Source organism: Pseudomonas kairouanensis (assembly GCF_004682055.1).
GTDB lineage: Bacteria > Pseudomonadota > Gammaproteobacteria > Pseudomonadales > Pseudomonadaceae > Aquipseudomonas > Aquipseudomonas kairouanensis.
The window spans coordinates 12,210-29,830 of the sequence record NZ_QUZU01000040.1 but is presented as its reverse complement, the minus strand read 5'-3'; the positions used below and the strand labels follow the sequence as shown (position 1 = coordinate 29,830).

The 17,621-nt window shown below is 61.6% G+C and carries 17 protein-coding genes; 5 read left to right on the top strand and 12 right to left on the bottom strand.

The features are described from left to right. The first annotated feature begins 10 nt into the window (after window positions 1–10). Window positions 11–799 (top strand): response regulator transcription factor, encoded by a 789-nt coding sequence (locus DYL59_RS24735; protein WP_135291538.1) that lies wholly within the window; start codon window positions 11–13, stop codon window positions 797–799. Here the strand turns inward: DYL59_RS24735 and DYL59_RS24730 are convergent. From DYL59_RS24730 to cpaB, 8 genes are read right to left on the bottom strand one after another with little or no spacing between them, the layout of a single operon-like run. Then, window positions 796–1,074 (bottom strand): DUF3613 domain-containing protein, encoded by a 279-nt coding sequence (locus DYL59_RS24730; protein WP_135291537.1) that lies wholly within the window; start codon window positions 1,072–1,074, stop codon window positions 796–798. The genes DYL59_RS24735 and DYL59_RS24730 overlap by 4 nt on opposite strands. A 10-nt stretch (window positions 1,075–1,084) precedes the next feature. Then, complete coding sequence (locus DYL59_RS24725; protein WP_135291536.1) at window positions 1,085–1,795, bottom strand: tetratricopeptide repeat protein; 711 nt, start codon at window positions 1,793–1,795, stop codon at window positions 1,085–1,087. 10 nt (window positions 1,796–1,805) lie between these two features. Continuing rightward, window positions 1,806–2,693 (bottom strand): type II secretion system F family protein, encoded by an 888-nt coding sequence (locus DYL59_RS24720; protein WP_135291535.1) that lies wholly within the window; start codon window positions 2,691–2,693, stop codon window positions 1,806–1,808. Window position 2,694: 1 nt separating this feature from the next. Continuing rightward, the gene (locus tag DYL59_RS24715; protein WP_135291534.1) at window positions 2,695–3,576 is read right to left on the bottom strand and encodes a type II secretion system F family protein; all 882 of its coding nucleotides are present in this window, start codon (window positions 3,574–3,576) and stop codon (window positions 2,695–2,697) included. A gap of 10 nt (window positions 3,577–3,586) precedes the next feature. Then, window positions 3,587–4,858, bottom strand: coding sequence for a TadA family conjugal transfer-associated ATPase (locus DYL59_RS24710; RefSeq protein WP_135291533.1), 1,272 nt, complete (start codon window positions 4,856–4,858; stop codon window positions 3,587–3,589). After that, window positions 4,855–6,048, bottom strand: coding sequence for a CpaE/TadZ family protein (locus DYL59_RS24705; protein WP_135291532.1), 1,194 nt, complete (start codon window positions 6,046–6,048; stop codon window positions 4,855–4,857). Before DYL59_RS24705 ends, DYL59_RS24710 begins: the two co-directional genes overlap by 4 nt. Next, window positions 6,045–7,274 carry a type II and III secretion system protein family protein gene (locus DYL59_RS24700; RefSeq protein WP_135291531.1) on the bottom strand — a complete coding sequence of 410 codons (1,230 nt, stop codon included), beginning with the start codon at window positions 7,272–7,274 and terminating at the stop codon, window positions 6,045–6,047. Before DYL59_RS24700 ends, DYL59_RS24705 begins: the two co-directional genes overlap by 4 nt. A 19-nt stretch (window positions 7,275–7,293) precedes the next feature. Beyond that, complete coding sequence (cpaB, locus tag DYL59_RS24695) at window positions 7,294–8,235, bottom strand: Flp pilus assembly protein CpaB (protein ID WP_135291530.1); 942 nt, start codon at window positions 8,233–8,235, stop codon at window positions 7,294–7,296. Window positions 8,236–8,565: 330 nt separating this feature from the next. Here cpaB and DYL59_RS24690 point away from each other — a divergent pair, with 330 nt between their 5' ends. Both DYL59_RS24690 and DYL59_RS24685 read left to right on the top strand, forming a co-directional pair. Continuing rightward, entirely contained in the window at window positions 8,566–8,757 is a 192-nt protein-coding gene (locus DYL59_RS24690) for a Flp family type IVb pilin (RefSeq protein WP_135291529.1), read from the top strand. Window positions 8,758–8,815: 58 nt separating this feature from the next. Continuing rightward, a complete protein-coding gene (locus DYL59_RS24685) occupies window positions 8,816–9,220 on the top strand; it encodes a response regulator (RefSeq protein WP_135291528.1) in 405 nt (134 codons plus the stop codon). A gap of 89 nt (window positions 9,221–9,309) precedes the next feature. Here the strand turns inward: DYL59_RS24685 and DYL59_RS24680 are convergent, their stop codons facing one another. The 4 genes from DYL59_RS24680 to DYL59_RS24665 all read right to left on the bottom strand — a co-directional run bounded on the left by DYL59_RS24680 (window position 9,310) and on the right by DYL59_RS24665 (window position 15,168). Continuing rightward, a complete protein-coding gene (locus tag DYL59_RS24680) occupies window positions 9,310–10,992 on the bottom strand; it encodes a ShlB/FhaC/HecB family hemolysin secretion/activation protein (RefSeq protein WP_135291527.1) in 1,683 nt (560 codons plus the stop codon). A 185-nt stretch (window positions 10,993–11,177) separates the two neighbouring features. Beyond that, entirely contained in the window at window positions 11,178–12,671 is a 1,494-nt protein-coding gene (locus tag DYL59_RS24675) for a collagen-like triple helix repeat-containing protein (RefSeq protein WP_135291526.1), read from the bottom strand. A gap of 302 nt (window positions 12,672–12,973) precedes the next feature. After that, the gene (locus DYL59_RS24670; protein WP_135291525.1) at window positions 12,974–13,822 is read right to left on the bottom strand and encodes a MaoC/PaaZ C-terminal domain-containing protein; all 849 of its coding nucleotides are present in this window, start codon (window positions 13,820–13,822) and stop codon (window positions 12,974–12,976) included. Window positions 13,823–13,824: 2 nt separating this feature from the next. After that, window positions 13,825–15,168, bottom strand: a complete 1,344-nt coding sequence (locus DYL59_RS24665) for a 3-oxoacyl-ACP reductase (protein ID WP_135291524.1) — start codon at window positions 15,166–15,168, stop codon at window positions 13,825–13,827. 113 nt (window positions 15,169–15,281) lie between these two features. On the opposite strand from DYL59_RS24665, the gene DYL59_RS24660 reads away from it, so the two are divergent. Together DYL59_RS24660 and DYL59_RS24655 are read left to right on the top strand one after the other, a co-directional pair. Then, window positions 15,282–16,559: an acetyl-CoA C-acetyltransferase gene (locus DYL59_RS24660; protein ID WP_135291523.1), complete on the top strand. Its 1,278-nt coding sequence runs from the start codon at window positions 15,282–15,284 to the stop codon at window positions 16,557–16,559. A gap of 124 nt (window positions 16,560–16,683) precedes the next feature. After that, the gene (locus DYL59_RS24655) at window positions 16,684–17,583 is read left to right on the top strand and encodes a PA4780 family RIO1-like protein kinase (protein WP_135291522.1); all 900 of its coding nucleotides are present in this window, start codon (window positions 16,684–16,686) and stop codon (window positions 17,581–17,583) included. Window positions 17,584–17,621: the final 38 nt, after the last annotated feature.

Sequence of the window (17,621 nt, the reverse complement as noted above, 5' to 3'; positions counted from 1 at the left end):
GGAGTAGCGCGTGAACAAGCTTACATCAGCGGTGAAAGTACTCGTGGTCGACGATCAACCCTTGATCGTGGAAGAGCTTTGCGAATTTCTCGAAAGCAGCGGTTATCGCTGTGTCCCGTGCGAATCCAGCCGGTATGCCTTGCAGCGCTTCAGTGAAGACACTGAGATTGGCCTAGTGCTGTGCGACCTACATATGCCGGACATGGACGGCATCGAACTGGTGCAGGCCATGCAGAAAATCGCGGGCAAGCAGCGGGCGTTCGAGGCGATCATGTTGACGGGCCGTGCCGACAAGCAGGATGTGATCAAGGCCCTGCGTGCAGGGATCTCGGATTACTACCAGAAGCCCATCAACCTCGACGAATTGCTCGAAGGCCTGCAGCGTCAGGAAGCGGCACTTGAAGAGCGGCAAAAAGAGCTACAACTGGGGCACCTGAACCAGAAGCTGCAATACCTCTCCGAATCCATCAATGACCTGTATCAGGACCTCGACAAGGTGCGCCGCAGCCCGAACACCGGGCTGGCAGACGATGGCGAATTTTCGGCGCAAGAGGTGGGGCCGGTGGAAATACCGACCATTTTCAACCAACTGTCGCCCCGTCAGTTGGACGTGGCACGCCTAGTCGGCAAGGGCCAGACCAACTACCAGATCGCCTGTGAGTTGGGGATTACCGAGAACACGGTCAAACTGTATGTGTCCCAGGTGCTGCGCCTGACCCATATGCACAACCGCACCCAACTGGCGCTGGCGCTGTCGCCGAGCAATTCAGCGATGCGCCAGCGGGTGACTGCGCACTAGTTGCTGCGGCTGCTGCTGCCGCCTTTAGACCCGCCGCCTCCCGTCTGCTCGAAGTACTGCGGAATCGGATACTTATTGCTGTCCAGCCAGCGCTGCAAGGCCTGCTCCCGCTCTGCGGGGGTCGTGCGTTGTGGCGTTGCTGACGCTGCACGCCCATCAATCTGCATGGTCAGCCAGTTTTCCGTTTCGGCCTGCTGCGGGGACGAAGGCCCGGGCTCGATGGCCGATGCCGCCAGCGGCAGCAGCGCCAGGCAAACAAAGTAATGGGCTTTCATAGGCGACTCCTTATTTGAGGGTCAGTGGCAGGGCATCGCTGACCGCCGCAACTTTGTGCGTTGCTGTTCTCGTGTTCTTGAGTTGCGCCGCACGTGACTGGGCATCGGTCACTTGCGCGGGGCTCAGGCCCAATTGGCTGACCACTTTGGCCGCCTGACTCCAATCGTCCTGATAGATCAGCAAGGTCACCAGGTTGATGGCGGCCAATGGGTCGCTCTGCTTAAGCTCGATGGCGGTCATGAACTCGAAGCGGGCTTCTTCCAGGCGCCGTTGATTGAGGTACACCACACCCAGGTCATTACGGATTTTTTCATCGGTGGGTGCCAACTGCGCCGCACGTTGCATATGAGCAATGGCCTGGCCGTTGTCACCCTTGGCCGCTGCCAGTTGGCCCAGGCCGTGTTCGCCTTCGGCAGTCATGCAGGTGCCCAATAGGCTGCGGTACAACGGCTCGGCCTCGCTGCGTCCCAGCAACCGATAGGCGCGGGCCTTGCGCTGGCGCACTTGGGGCAGGGAATCCGGCAGGTTTTGCAGGTTGGCCAGGCTGGCGTGCAGCTTGCCTTCGTTGGCCATGTCGTCGGCCAGGCTTAGCGCCAGTTCCTGGTCTGAGCTGGGCTTGGAACAACTGCCTGGCGTGCCGAACGATGCCCAGGGCGATTGGCCGTTGGTGGCGCACCCGCCGAGCATCAGCAGGGCCAGGCCGGCAATCAGTGCTTTCATCAATCTCTCCTTAAAAATGGCTCAAGGCACGGGCGATGCCAATAAAGGCCGGGCCACCCAGTACGATCAGCAACGCTGGAAACAGAAAAACCATCATCACCACCGACATTTTTGCCGACATCTTTGAGATGTATTCCTGCAAGCGGGTCAAGCGCCGGTCGTCGAGCAATTGCTTGAGGGCCAGTAAGGATTTCATCGCGCCTCCCCCCTGCAGGATCAGCTGCTGGAGAATGATGCAGGTGTCGGTGAACTCATCCACTTCCAGCAACCGGGCCGTCTTGCCCAGCTCTTCGCCCAGTTCCAGCCCGGAGTCGACCCGCACCAGGATCAGGCGCAGCTCGTGGGTCAGGTGGGGAAGCAAGCGCTGGGCTTCGTTGCCCAGCACGCGCAGTGACTGTTCAACCGCCATGCCCGACTCAAACAGGATGCGCAGCAGCGGAATGAAGGTTGAAATTTCCTTGGCGATGCTTTGCTGGCGGTGTTTGGCGGCAGCAGCAAGCACGCGTTTGGGGAGCAGGTAGCCGATGCCGAGCGCCATCATCGGGGCGATCCAGGCAGGTTCCACATGGGGGAACAATATGCGTTGCCCCAGGATGGTCACCCCCAGCAGCACAATGGGCAAACCCAACTGAATGGCGGCAAACAGCGAGCGCTGGCTGGCTTTGCGCCAGCCGACCCGGTTAAGCAGGATCTGGGTTTCGTTGTCCAGGCTGACCGAGCGCTGGGCCAGGCTGCTACCACCCAGTTGACGCATGAACGTGCCGAACTTGTCATCGCTGGCCATATGCCCTTGCAACCGCTCGGAGATCCGCCGCTTGCGACGGCGATGCTCAAGTAGCTGGCCGCCCACCAATATCGCAGCGGCGAGCAATAACAGGGCACTGACTAGAACAGCCATCTCAGACACTCCTCAGCATGCGCCACATGATGAACGTGCCGCCCAGGTCCATTGCCAGTGCCGCGAATAGCATGTAGCGCCCGGTGTCATCGTTCCACATGGTCATCAGGTAACCGGGGTTGACCAGCATGAAGTAACCCACGATCAAGATGGGCAGCCCGCCCAGCACATAGGCGGTCATGCGCGTTTCGCCGGTCATGGCCTTTAGTTGGCGTGCGCCTTGTTCCCGCTCGCGAATCATTTTGATCAGGTTTTCCAGCAGCTCGCTGGCGTTGCCGCCGTAGCGATGGTTCACCTTCAGGCCAAGGGCAAACAGGCGAAATTCGTCCTGTTCGTAGAATTCGGCGAAGTCGCTGGCCGAATCCGGCAGGCTGACCCCCATGCGCACGTTGCGTTGCACGCGGCCCATGGCTTCCTTGAGGGGGTCTTCAACACTTTCGATACCGCCCAATACGGCGTCAGCCAAGGTTCTGCCGGACTTGAGGCTGCGCACGCTGTGGTCCAACAACTGTGGCAGTTGTTCGACCATGCGCTGTACCCGGAGCTGATAACGCCACGCGATAAACAGGCGTAAAACCAGGGGTGGCCCCACCAGCATCATCAGTAGGCCCACGCCGTCGGCGACCAGGTAGCCCAGCAGTACGCTGACAGCCCAGCCACTGAACCACAGGCCCAGGCGCTCTGTGGGTTTACCCAGGCCCGCACGCAAAAACATGCGTTCCAGACCCGCCCAGGTGGTGCTGGCTTCCTGAACCTCGGGTTGACCGTCGCCGAGGCGCTCCAGCACGCGGTCGGTCTGGGCCTTGCGCAGGCCGTTGTGAAACAGCCAGAGCGACAGGCCGATCAGCAGCAGGCAGACAAGCATCAACACAGGTCCAGTCATGCGACGCTCCCTATGACTGCAAGGCCGATTCACGGCGCAGCTTATCGCCGGCAGGGTTGATGGCCTCGCGCAGGAACCCGAAGCCGGTGCGTCGGTCGAGCCGGAACAGGGTATTGGTGACATACACGTCGTCGCGTATGCCCACCACCTCCACCACTTCACTCACACAGCGGCGGCCATCGGGCATGCGCGTCAGTTGAATGATCACGTCCAGCGCGGCGCAGATCATCTGGCGCAGGGTTTTCTCCGCGATCACACGGCCGGTCAGGCCCACCAGGGTTTCCAGGCGCAGCAACGCATCTTGGGCGTTGTTGGCGTGCACGGTACTCATGGAGCCATCGTGGCCGGTGTTCATGGCTGTCATCACATCGAGCACTTCCACGCCACGGATTTCCCCGAGGATGATGCGGTCGGGGCGCATCCGCAGGGCGTTGCGAATCAGGTCGCTGGACTTGACCTCACCATGGCCCTCGGCATTGGGCGGGCGGGTTTCCAAGCGCACCACGTGGGGGTGGCCCAGTTGCAGTTCGGCCACGTCTTCGATGGTCACCAGCCGTTCATGGGGGTTGATCAACTGGCTGAGAATATTGAGCAAGGTGGTTTTGCCCGTGCCCGTACCGCCGCTGATCAGGATGTTGCAGCGCTTGCCCACCGCCTCCTGGAAAAACTCGAAAATGCTTTGGTCGATGGTCTGCATGGCCACCAGGTCGCTGCTCTTAAGCATGTCCTTGCGAAATTTCCGGATCGACAGGCACGGCCCGTCCAGGGCAATGGGCGGGATGATCGCGTTGACTCGGCTGCCGTCGGGCAGGCGCGCATCCACCATGGGCGACGACTCATCCAAGCGCCGCCCCAGGGGCGCAAGGATGCGTTGCATCACGCGCTCCACGTGGTGATCGTCGATAAACCGCAGGTCACTTTGGTGCAGCAGGCCATCGCGCTCGATAAACACCCGGTGCGGGCCGTTGACCAGAATTTCCGTCACCGAGGGGTCGCGCAGCAGCACTTCCAGCGGGCCGAAACCGGTGAGCTCATCGACGATCTCTTCAGCCAGGCGTTCCATTTCATAACGCGAGATCGCCAGGCGCATGCGGGTGATGTATTCGGAGACTTTGTCGATGACAAATTGCGCCAGGGACTGGCGCGTGCCTTCCAGCAGGTTTTTGCCCGATTCCTCGATGGCATCGATGATGTAGCGGTGCAGCACCAGTTTCAGGCCATCGTGGTCGCTGTTGCCATTGACGGTACGGGCCGGGCCGCCAAACAGCTTTTCGCCGTTCATCGTCCCGACCCCAGGAGCCGCTCGAACCAGCGCATCGAGGGTTTTTCCAGGCCTTCGGAACGTTTTGCCAGGCGCTCGCCCAAGGTCCGCACGGCTTGGGTCAGGGGCTCACGGGGGGCCAGTGCAAACAGGGTCTGGCCCTGATTTTTCACGTTCAGGCGCAGTTCGGCGCTCAGGGGCAGGACCGCGACGCACTCCAGGCCAAAGCTTTTTTCTAGGGCTTCGGTGTCGGGTGCACAGGATTTGATATAGCGATCCACCACCAGTTTGGCGTGGTCGAGTTTCATGCCTTTGTCGCGCCAACGATTGAGCACCGCCAAGTTGCGACGGCAGTCCAGGACGTTCTGGTCGGCGCACCACAACAGCTTGTCGCAGTGGCTGACAAAGGTGCGCAATGCTTCGCTATCCGGTTGCCCGGTGATGTTCACGACGATGTGTTGGAAGTGTTGGCGCAGGGCGCTGAGCAACATGAACAGTTCGGCGGCGCTGGTGAGTTTTAGCGGTTCGTCACCGGTGGCGTACGCCAGGATGCGCAGGCCATCGGCGGTTGTGGTGAAGGCGCTGTTGATCAAGGTGGCATCGAGGCGGCGTAAGTGGCGCAGTGCGTCACCGAAATTGAAGGTGCTTTCCAGGCCCAGCAGGGCAAGGCTGTCACTGCGCGGCAAGCCGAGGTCGAGCAACAGGGTTTGCTGGCCGCTCTTTTGCACCACCAGCGCCAGGTGAGTCGCGAGCATCGCGCCATCGGCGTTGCTCTGGGTGCCAAACAGCACGGTCAGGCCGCCCAACTGCGCATTGCTGGTCACCGGCGGCAGGCGCTTGCTCAAGCGTCGTACTAGGCCGGCCACTTCGCTGGAGCGCGAACCGTAGGCGACAAAATCCCGTGCACCGGCGCGCATGGCATTGAGTACCAACTGGTTGTCCATGCCATCGCCCAGGGCGACCACGGCGAGCATCGGCTTGGCTTCCAGGGCGCCTTCGATCAGCGCGCTCTGGGCCACCACGTTTTCACGGTCCAGGCCTACAAACACCAGGTTGGCGAAGGTCACGTCCACCAATGCCAACAATTCATCAAGGCTGCCGGTGCCGGCACTCACCACCTGACCAAGGGGTGCAAGGGCACCTTGGAGCCACTCCAGATCGGTGGTGTTGCGGGTGATTGCCAGAAAGGTCTGGCTCAGGCTATCGCTCATTGGGACAGTCCCGTGCGGCGGTCGAAATTACCGTTCTCCAGGAAGAACAGGCGGTACCAGTTCGGGTCGTAGCTGCGCAGTTTCTCGCCGGGCAGCGAGGGCAGTGGGGCATTGGCGGCCAGGGGCTGAACCAGGTGCGGCGTGACGATCATCAGCAGTTCTTTTTCTTCACGGCTGATGGTGGAGTCACGAAAAAATGCGCCCAGGACCGGAATGTCACCCAGCCCCGGAAACTTGCCGATGGTGGAGCGGTTATTGGTGCTGATCAGGCCGCTGATCACAAAGCTCTCGCCGTCTGCCAGGGACACGCTGGTGTCGGTGCGGCGCACGGTCAGAGCAGGCACCTGGATGCCTTCGATCTGCACCGCGTTGCTGTAGTCCAACTCGCTGACCTCTGGCGCCACCTTGAGGGTGATGCGGTTGCGGTCGATCACGGTAGGCGTGAGGGTCAGGCGGATGCCGAATTCTTTGTATTCGATGGAGATGCTGTCGCTGCCTGAACTGGGCACCGGGATCGGTACTTCGCCGCCCGCGAGAAAGGTCGCGCTCTGGCCGCTCATGGCCACGAGGCTGGGCCGCGACAGGGTGTAGGCGAAACCACTTTGCTCAAGGGCGTTGATCATGGCCGAGATGCGTCCGCTACCAAAGCCGATATTGAACGACCCATTGGTGACCGCCTGGCCGCGAAAGCTGTTGGTCGGCGCCACCGGTGAAATGGCGTTGCCGGGGCTGCCGAACAGAAAGTTGCCGCCCTGGCCGAACAACGACGTGCTGGCCTCCTTGAGTTTGGTTCGGCTGACTTCGACGAAGCGCACGTCGGTCTGCACTTGGCTGGGCAGCAACGGATCTTCCGAGGGCGATAGCGCCAGGCTGGTCAGCGCCGAGGTGGCCTTGCCCTTGACGAATACCATGCTCTGGCGCGGTACGTTGGCGCAGGCAGTCCATACCATCAGGCTGGTGGCGCCGGTGGAGACGCCGGTCAGCAGGAAATTGCGGTCACCGTTGACCCGCACATCGGCAATCCTCGGGTCGCCGATGGCCAGGCGCGTGATCGGTACTGGCGATTGCAGCTCTTGTTGCAGGCCTTCTCCCACCTCGACCACGGCGGGCAGTTGGCCCAGGGCGCTGCAGTTGCCCGGCGCGGCCAGGGCCATGCCCACAGGCAGGCTCGACAGCATCAGGGCCCAGGCCAATTGCGTGAACACGGGTGCGTAGCGATGGCTCATTCAAGGCATCCTTGCTCAATCACGGGGTTTGTGGCGCCGCTTGGGCACCGCGAATCACTTCAATGACTCGGCGCACGCTTGGCTCGCCACCGGCAGACGCAACTCTTTTCGGCGGGCCGGTCAGGGCCAGTTGAGTAAATTGGTAGAGGTCGCGGTTGGCGCTGGCGAGTTTTTCCGGCGCGTCGGTTTCTCCAGCCCAATAGCGACTGAGCAATTGTTCATCGGCACTGCGTACGGCCAAGCGCAAGGTGCCTGCTTGCGTGGCGAGCATCAGGCGACTTAACAAAGGCTCCGGCACGGCCAGCACCACGGTGCGTGCGCCGGCGCGACGTTGAACGGCGGCTGCGCGTTCTTCGGGTGTGGCCGGCGGTGGGACGGCGGGTTGGCCATTGCTGTCCAGGCCCAGTTGGTCGCCGACGCTGAGCAGGCGCATAGCGGGGAGGACGATTTGGGCCGATTGTTCTGCGTTGAGGGCGTCCTGGCGCAGGAACAGCAATACATCCACGTAGTCGCCGGGGCTCAGTTGGCCGCCGGCGCCAATCACTTCGTCTACAGCGACGGCCAGCGCGCGCTCGTCGGGGCGGATCATGCGGGCAAGGGGGCCTCCACCGCTGAAGCTCTCTTCGGTGAGCCAAGTGCCGGCGCCAAGGGTACGCAGCGGCATGCGACCGATGGCCTGGTCGAGGTGGCTAAGGCTTCCGGCAGGCACGGTGCGCAGTTTTTCCACGGCCAGGTCGGCGGCGGTCAGCGGGACAAAAGGCGGGACATCGTGCACCAGCACCACCACCGGTTGGCGGGTTTGGTCTTCGACGGCGGCGACGGTATTTTCAACAGAAACGACAGGTGCGACGGGAGCGGCCACGGGCTCCGGTTGACGACTCAATACCAGCCCCCAGTACCCGGCAATCAGCGCTCCGACCAACAGTAAGCCGGCCAGGACCATGCTGAGACGACTGTTCATGACGGCTCTCCCTTTCCCGTTGCACTACATGCTCGTTAATCCAAACGAGTTAATTCGCAACTTGGCTGTGATGAACATCTAACGATTTGGCTATTTGAAGGTAGCTCAGCTAGGACGAAATGCCATTACCGCGGGAAAAATTTATCTGAACTATAAATGGCAACCTTTAGATGGCGGGTTTGTGGCGTCAACTTTACGACTAATACTTTGTGATTAATCCGTTATTACAGTTGTGAGGCCGGGGTTTGTTGACAATGCTCTAGTTGCACGCCGCAATCATCTGGTACTAGAGCCCTCCGGCTTTCAGTTGCGTTCTTAGGGAGAAGTCTTATGTTCCTTGATCTGATGTTGAAGCTGTATGTCCAAACGCAAATATTCTTCCAACGCAAAGACGGTGCGTCGGGTATTGAATACGCAATTATCGTGGCGATGGTTGCATTGGTCATTGTCGGTGCCGGTTCTGGGCTTGGAACTAAGATCAAGTCGATCTTCGACAGTGTCGCCACTAAAATGACGACGTAAGAGCCTGTTATTTAATGTGGAAAACCCTCTCAGAAGTTCTCTCCGTCCAGGTATTGTCATGAGCGCCTCTTCGCCTTCCCGCCAACAAATTCTATTGGTGGACGATGAAGAGGACGCGCTTATTGAGCTCGCCGAATCCCTCGAAAACGAGGGATTTGTATGTTTTACCGCTTCATCTGTAACCGATGCGTTACAAGAATTGACACTCAACCCGGATATCGCCCTGATCATCACCGACCTGCGCATGCCCGAGGAAAGCGGCATCTCGTTGATCAAGCGCCTGCGCGAACACACCTCGCGTGCGCACCTGCCGGTGATCGTGATGTCGGGCCACGCCGAAATGGATGATGTGAGCGATATGCTGCGCTTGCAGGTGCTCGATCTGTTTCGCAAGCCGATCTATCTGGTGCGACTGATCGATACCCTCAACAGCCTGTTCCCCCTCGCCAAACCCCGCTACTGACGTTGGACGCGCCACTTCCATCCTATTGAAATGCAATCAGCTGTGGGTGCAGGCAAGCCAGCACCCACATTGGGCCGGTGTTGCCCGCACTACAGCTGGTAGCTGAAGCTCAATGAATAGCGTGGCCGCCGATCGAAGTTGTCCAGCGCCACGTCCGACATCGGCTTGGCCGCTTCCAGCGCAATGTTGTAGTACTTCGCGTCGCCGAAGCGCAGGCCCACCGCGGCTGAGGACATGTCGTTGCCTTTGACGGGCAGGTCGTTGTACCAGGTCTTGGCGCGGTCGAAGACCACGTAGGGTTGCAGGATCCTCACCCACTCGCCGGCGCGGTTGTAGCTGTAGTTGACCTCGTAGGCCACGCCCCAGCCTTTGTCGCCGGTGCCTTGGTCATCAGGGTAGCCACGGCCGAAGTTCTGCCCGCCGAAGGTGGCGTGTTCGCTGTCGGGCAGGTTGTCGTTGCTCCAGTACAACGCCCCGGAGAGCACGCCCTGCCAGTTGTCGAACAGCTTGTTGCTCTGCACCCCGGAGAGGCGCACGCGCAAGAAGTCCAGGTCGGGCTTGAGGCCGCCAAAATCGGTGCGGGTCTTGGCGCCCATGCCGTCGATGCCTTGGTACACCCCGGCACTGATGATGCGCAGTTGAGTGGTGTCGGCTTTGCGCCAGTCGCCCTCGAACGCCAGGGCACGCAGGTTGGTTTCCAGTTCGAAGCGTTGTGGGAAACCTTCGAGTTTGTAGCGGTTGGTCTGGTCGACGGCGTAGACGCGCGTGCCCAGGCTCAATGACTCGTTGGGCGAGGCGATAAAGGGGTGAGTGACACCAATGGAGTAGCGGTCGATTTTCTGGTGTGGCGTGAGCTCAAGGCCGTTGCCCAACTGCAGGCGTGTGCTGGGATCGGCGCGGTAGCGTTCACCGGAGAGTACAAGTTGCGTGCCTTCGGCATTGATGAATTGGCTGTAGGCCGCGCGGTAGTAATGTTCCTTGTCATCCCCCGGCGGAAACAGGCCGCTGATGCTCAGCTGCTCGCCCATGGACGTCTGCGAATTGCTGGTGGCGGTGAGTAGCGCCTGGGTGCTGCCCCGGCTGGATTCGGTGAGGCTCATGCTGGTGGTGAACGGTTTGCGGCTGGCGGTGATCTGCATGTGCGTGCCGCCATCGGTGGTACCCGGCGGCGGTACCTGGGCCTGCAAGGTCACGCCGGGGATCGCGCTCATCAAGGTGGTGTAGCGCTCGAAGGTCTTGCGGGTCAGCGGGCGTTCAGCCTTGAGTTTTTCTGCCAGTTTGTCGACGTAGGATGAGACCGAGCCGATCTCGCCTTGCACTTGGTAATCGCGGATATAGCCCTCTACCAGCACCACTTGCACCAGGCCGCCTTCGAACTGTTGTTGTGGCAGGAAGGCGTAGGACAGCAGGTAGCCGTCCTCCTGGTAGCGTCGGGTGATGCTGCGAGTGGCTTCGATCAATTGCGCCAGGTTGGTCTCGTGGCCGATCAAGGGTTCGAAGGCCTTGGCCAATTCCTTGAGCGGGTACACCGTGCCGCCGTCGATCTGCAGTTTGCGGATGGTGACTTTGGTGTCCATCAGCAACGGTTGGGCTTCGGTGGCGGCGGGCGTGGGCAGCTGGGTTTGCGGCGCGACCGGGCGGTAGGCGTCGGCGGGCAGGTTGGGGACCGGCAAGGTGCGGATGGTGTCGTTGCTATTGAGGAAGCTGGGTAGGGTATCGGCGTAGGTGTAGGTACTGAGGGTGAGCAACAACAACGGCGTCAAAGCGCGCATAGGACACTCCATGGTCAAAACTGCAGCAGCGTTTCGCAGATGCCCGCCGGGCTCTGGGGGCGCGGTTCGGGGGTTTTGCTGGGCGTTTCATACGCCCATAAAAAAGACGAGAGGCTTATGAGGTCTCTCGTCTCAACCAAGCGTAGGCGCTGTAGGTGAGGCCGTCTAATCGGCCAGGTGCAATTCTATTTTTTCAGGCCGCCGAGCAGACCGCCCAACAGACCCCCGTTGGTGGTAGCGCCTGCACCGCCGGAGGCAGATGCGCTACCCCCCAGGTTCAGGCCGCCACCGAGCAAGCCACCTCCGGTGCTGGTACCGCCGGTGACCAGGCCCCCGATGGAGGCAACGGTGCCGCCGACTGCGGTGACGGTGCCACCCAGGGCGCTGGTGACCGGGTTGGCATTGGTGCCGCTGATGGCGCCGCCGAGGTTGCTGACGGCACCGCCGACCTGGGTCACCAGGCCGTTGACCGGAGCGCCAAGGCCCGTGGTATTGCCGACGTTTTGGGTCAGGCTGGCGACACCGCTGGTCACAGGGTTGAGGGCGTTGCCAAGGGTGCTGGTCACTTGGCCCACCGGAGCGCCCGCTGCGGTGTTGGGTACGCCGCTGCCGCCCAGAAGAGTGCCCAGGGACGCCACGGTGCTGCCGGCTTTACCGCCAGTGGCGCCAGTGGCACTGACCACACCGTTGGTGCTGCCGGCATCCAGGCCGTTGCCGGCACCGGCGATGACGCCGCCGATCAGTTCAGCCAGGCCCAGTTGACTGGTGCTGCCACCCGAATCGCCGCCACTGCCGCCACTGCCGTCTGCCGATGGGTCGACATAACCGCTGGCCTTGCCGACCACGGTGCCTACGCCGTTGAGCACATCACCGACTGCGCCGGTTACAGGGTTGTTGGCGCCACCGGCGCTGGCCACTTTATCGCCCAGGCCGTCGACAGTTTCGCCGACTTTTTGCAGCAGGCCGCCCACAGGGCTGTCCAGGCCGGTTGCCGTGCCGACTTTGCCGGTGGTGTTTTCCACCAGGGAGACAACCGGTACCAACACTTTGGCGCCGACGGTATTGGTAACCGAACCCAGCGGGCCGGTGGTGCTGGCGGTGCTGAGGGTGTCGCCGAGCATGGTGACGACATTGCCGACTTTGCCGACCACTTGGCCCACGGCCGGTGCAGCGGTGCCTACCACCGGTACTTGGCCGAGCAGGGTGGCCACGTTCGAACCGGTGACGGTCACGCCATCGCCCAGGTCAGAAACACCGTTGGCCACGCCAGCGACGGTTTTGCCCAGCGCATTGCTGTCGGTGCCCAGGGAGCCCAGGCCGTCCGACAGGCCACTGCCGATGCTGGTCACGGCGTTGCCGGTAGCATTCACCAGGCCGCCTGCGGTTGCGCCAACGATGGGCAGGCTGCCCAGGGTGGTGCCCAGGCTGCTGACGGTGCCGCCCAGGCCGGTCACGGTGTCGCCGACGGTGTCGACCACTGTGGCGGTGACCAGGGGAGTAGTGGTGGTGCCTGGGTCGGTGCCAGGGTCTGTGCCGCCACCGGTGCCGCCGCCGGCGGAAGAGGAAGAGCCACCGCTGTGATGACCGCCACCGCCGCTGCTGCAGCCGCCGCTGAGGGCCAGGGCTACTGCGAGGGCTAATGCGCTACTTGCTTTCCAAAACACGAATTGAGTTTTCATGATGTGAATTCCTTGCACCTGTACAACCTGGGTTGTCTTCAAGCACTCACTGTTTCTAGGGGCAGTGATGTGTTTGTCCGTGAGGTCATAAGAATCCCGGGCGCTGTTTCTCACCATTCTCAACTTGGTATTAACGATTTATATACTGGCGGCTTACTGGGGCTTAAGGACTAATGCCAACGGTATAAGGCGTGGATGTATCAAGATATATATGTGTTTTAAATCAGTAGGTTAAATAAAATAGCGGCCCTTAAACTGGCCGCTATTACTTAGGGTGTATATATACAATTAATCAGTTTACTTCAGGCGATCGGCTGCCACTTGCCTACCATATGCTCAATATCGCCGCTGCCGGTGAGTCGTAACTCGCCACTGGAGCCGGCGGCGCTGGCCAATAACCGGACTTCACTGGGCAGGCGCACCGGCTTACGAAACTCAACGGCGATTTCGATATTGGCAGCCGGCAGGTGTTCGCCCAGGGCAGCGAGGGTATGGGCCTTGTTCCACAGCCCGTGGGCGATGGCCTGGGGGAACCCGAACAGCTTGGCGGTGAGGGCGCTGAGGTGGATCGGGTTGTAGTCGCCGGACACCCTGGCGTAACGCCGGCCGATGTCGGCGGGCGCTTGCCAGCGGGTCAGTTCGCTGACCTGGGAGGGGGTGGGTTGCACGTCATCCGTGGCTTCACCTTCCAGCTTGACCCCACGGCAAAGCATGCGGCTCTCGGCTTCCCACAGCAGGCCCAGGGAGTCTTCGGCTGTGGTTATCAGGTCGAACGTGGCGCCCTTGGGGTGAGGCTTGAGGTTCTGTGCGTGCACCGCCAAGGTCAGGTCGCTCACTCCACCGAGCGGTCGATGGATGCGGATGCGATTGCTCAGGTGGATCAACCCCAGCAGCGGAAAGGGGAAGGCGCTGTCGGTGAGCAACTGCATTTGCAACCCGAACGCCAGGATATGCGGGTAGGTTGCCGGCAGGATCGGGCTGTCGGCAAACCCGCAGACCTTGCGATATGCCGCCACCTCCTTGAGGTTGATCTGCACTCGGCAGCGCAAACCCTGCTCAGGCAAGGCCTTGCCACTGATCTTGCGCTTGAGCGCCGCCCGCCAGTACAGCGCCAGCAACGATGGAGGTGCACCTAAGGTTTGCCATTGCATGGTTACGCTCCCAGAAGACTTTGCCCACACACCCGCAGCGCTTGCCCGCTGACTGCACCGCTGCCCGGTTGGCCGAGCCACGCCACCGCTTCGGCGACGTCCTGGGGCAAGCCGCCCTGGCCGAGGGAACTCATGCGGCGCCCGGCCTCACGCAGGGCGAACGGAATATGCGCGGTCATCTGGGTTTCGATAAACCCGGGGGCCACGGCGTTGATAGTGATGCCTCGCTCTTTGAGCACGGGCGCCCAGGCTTGGGCAAGGCCAATCAACCCGGCCTTGCTTGCGGCGTAGTTGGTTTGCCCACGGTTGCCGGCGATACCGCTGATGGAGGCCAGCAGCACCACGCGGGCGTTGTCGTGCAGGGTGCCGCTGTCGAGCAGTGCCTGGGTCAACACCTGCGGTGCATTCAGGTTGACGGCCAATACAGCGTCCCAGTATTCCGGGGTCATATTGGCCAGGGTTTTGTCGCGGGTGATCCCGGCGTTGTGCACCAGGATGTCCAGCCCTTCGGGCAAGTGCTCCACCAATTGGCGGGCGGCGTCTTCGGCGCAGATATCCAGCACCACGGTGCGCGCGCCCAGGCGGGCGGCGAGGGCTTCAAGGTCGGCCTTGGCCTGGGGCACGTCCAGCAGGATCACCTCGGCGCCGTCACGGGCCAGGGTTTCGGCGATGGAAGCACCGATGCCACGGGCGGCCCCCGTGACCAGCGCCTTGCGCCCGGCCAGGGGGCGCGTCCAGTCTTCCACCGGCGTGGCACAGGCCTGGAGGCGAATGACCTGGCCTGAGATATAGGCACTTTTGGGCGAGAGGAAGAAACGCAACGCACCTTCCAGCTGGTCTTCAGCGCCGTCGCCTACATACAACAGTTGCAGCACGCCACCGTTGCGCAACTCCTTGGCCAGGGAGCGGCTGAAACCTTCAAGAGTGCGCTGGGCGCTGGCAGCGAACGGGTCGCCGAGGCTTTCCGGCGCGCGGCCGAGGATCACCAGGTGCGCACTGTTATCCAGGTTTTTCAGCAGCGGCTGGAAGAACTCGCGCAATTGCTTGAGCTGGTCGGTGTGCTGCAGGTGGCTGGCGTCGAACACCACGGCCTTGAGTTTGGGGCCGTGGCCGGGAATCCAGGTCGAGGTGTCATTGCCGTAGGTGTAGGTGGCGTCGGTCAATTTGTGGGCAAATACCTGGACCTTGGCCGCCAATTCACCGCCGCCCAATAGCAACGCACCCTCTACCGGGCGCAGGCGCCCCGCTTGCCAGCGTTCCAGGCGTACCGGTGACGGCAGGCCAATGGCGGCGACCAGGCGATGGCCCAGGCTTGAGTTGGCGAAGTCGATATAACGGTCAGACATGGAACGCTCTCCGAAGGCTGGGGTTCAAAGGGTTGACCACCCCGGGGCGGTAGTCGTTCGATCAGCCTAGGCTAGGCTCAGCTATCTAGCCCACAACCGACAGGGAGCTTTCCATGACTCAATTGCGCCGCGTAGCGATCATTGGCGGTAACCGCATTCCTTTTGCCCGCTCCAATGGCCCCTATGCCACGGCCAGCAACCAGGCAATGCTGACGGCGGCGCTCGAAGGCCTGATCGAACGCTACAACCTGCACGGCCTGCGCCTGGGCGAGGTGGCCGCCGGTGCGGTGCTCAAGCATTCGCGCGACTTCAACCTGACCCGCGAGTGCGTGCTCGGTTCGCGCCTGTCCCCGCAAACCCCGGCCTATGACATCCAACAAGCCTGCGGTACCGGGCTGGAAGCGGCGTTGCTGGTGGCCAACAAGATTGCCCTGGGCCAGATCGAATGCGGGGTTGCTGGCGGGGTGGACACCACGTCCGATGCGCCCATCGGCGTCAATGAAGGGTTGCGCAAGATCCTGCTGCAAGCCAACCGCAGCAAATCCCTGGGGGATAAATTAAAACTGCTGTTACAACTTCGCCCCCATCACCTCAAGCCGGAACTGCCCCGCAATGGCGAGCCACGCACGGGCTTGTCCATGGGCCAGCATTGCGAACTCATGGCGCAAACCTGGCAGATTCCTCGCGCCGAGCAGGACCAGTTGGCCCTGGAAAGCCACCAGAAAATGGCGGCCGCCTACGCCGAAGGCTGGCACAACGATTTGCTCACGCCGTTCCTGGGGCTGACCCGCGACAACAACCTGCGCCCAGACCTGACCCTGGAAAAACTCGCCGCACTCAAGCCCGCGTTCGAGCGCAGCGAAAAGGGCACGCTGACGGCCGGTAACTCCACGCCGCTCACCGATGGTGCGTCGCTGGTGTTGTTGGGCAGTGAGGCGTGGGCCAAAGAGCGTGGCTTGCCGATCCTGGCCTACCTGCGCGATGGCGAAGCGGCGGCGGTGGATTTCGTCAACGGCGCCGAAGGCCTGCTGATGGCACCGGTGTATGCGGTGCCGCGCCTGTTGGCAAGGAATGGTCTGACGCTGCAAGACTTCGATTACTACGAGATCCACGAAGCGTTCGCAGCCCAAGTGTTGTGCACGCTCAAGGCCTGGGAGGATGCGGACTACTGCAAGACACGCCTGGGCCTGGAGGCACCGCTGGGGAGCATTGACCGCAGCCGCTTGAATGTGAAGGGCAGTTCCCTGGCTGCCGGGCATCCGTTTGCCGCCACGGGCGGGCGTATCGTCGCCAACCTGGCCAAGTTGCTGGATGCAGCGGGCAAGGGACGCGGGCTGATTTCCATCTGCGCGGCGGGCGGGCAGGGTGTAACGGCGATCATTGAGCGGTGAAACTGGCATATTGGATGCATTCTTAAGCGATCAACGGTCGGTAGCCTCTCCCACCGGCGAGCCGATTGCCGTATAACGAGTGCCATACGCGTATTTGGTAATAAAGGACCCACAATAAAAGCTGATGAAGACTCCTAAACGCATTGAACCCCTGATCGAAGACGGTCTGGTCGACGAAGTGCTGCGCCCACTCATGAGTGGTAAAGAAGCAGCTGTTTATGTGGTGCGCTGCGGCAACGAATTGCGTTGCGCCAAGGTTTACAAGGAGGCGAACAAACGAAGTTTTCGTCAGGCGTCCGAATACCAGGAAGGCCGTAAGGTCCGTAACAGTCGCCAAGCCCGGGCCATGGCCAAGGGCTCCAAGTTCGGCAAGAAAGAAACCGAAGATGCCTGGCAGAACGCTGAAGTGGCGGCGTTGTTCCGCCTGGCCGGCGCGGGCGTTCGCGTGCCCCAGCCGTTCGACTTCCTCGAAGGCGTGCTGCTGATGGAACTGGTGGCCGACGAATACGGCGATGCGGCGCCACGTTTGAACGACGTGGTACTGGAGCCGGACCAGGCGCGTGAATACCACGCCTTCCTGATCTCCCAGATCGTGCTGATGCTGTGTACCGGCCTGGTACACGGTGACTTGTCCGAGTTCAACGTACTGCTCACACCGACGGGCCCGGTGATCATCGACCTGCCCCAGGCGGTTGACGCGGCGGGCAACAACCACGCGTTCAGCATGCTGGAGCGGGATGTGGGCAACATGGCTTCCTACTTCGGGCGTTTTGCCCCGGAGTTGAAGAAGACCAAGTACGCCAAGGAAATGTGGGCGCTGTACGAAGCCGGCACCTTGCACCCGGCCAGTGTGTTGACCGGTGAGTTCGATGAGCCGCAAGAGTTGGCGGACGTAGGCGGCGTGATCCGCGAGATCGAAGCGGCGCGGCTGGACGAAGAGCGTCGCCAGGCGATTCGGGCGGCGGATGATGCGCCGCAGAGCAAAGTACCGGATGAGCCACCGCCGCCGCCGTGGATGCAGTGATCTTCAGGCCAGCTCAGATCTAAAGTTGGTGGAGATCA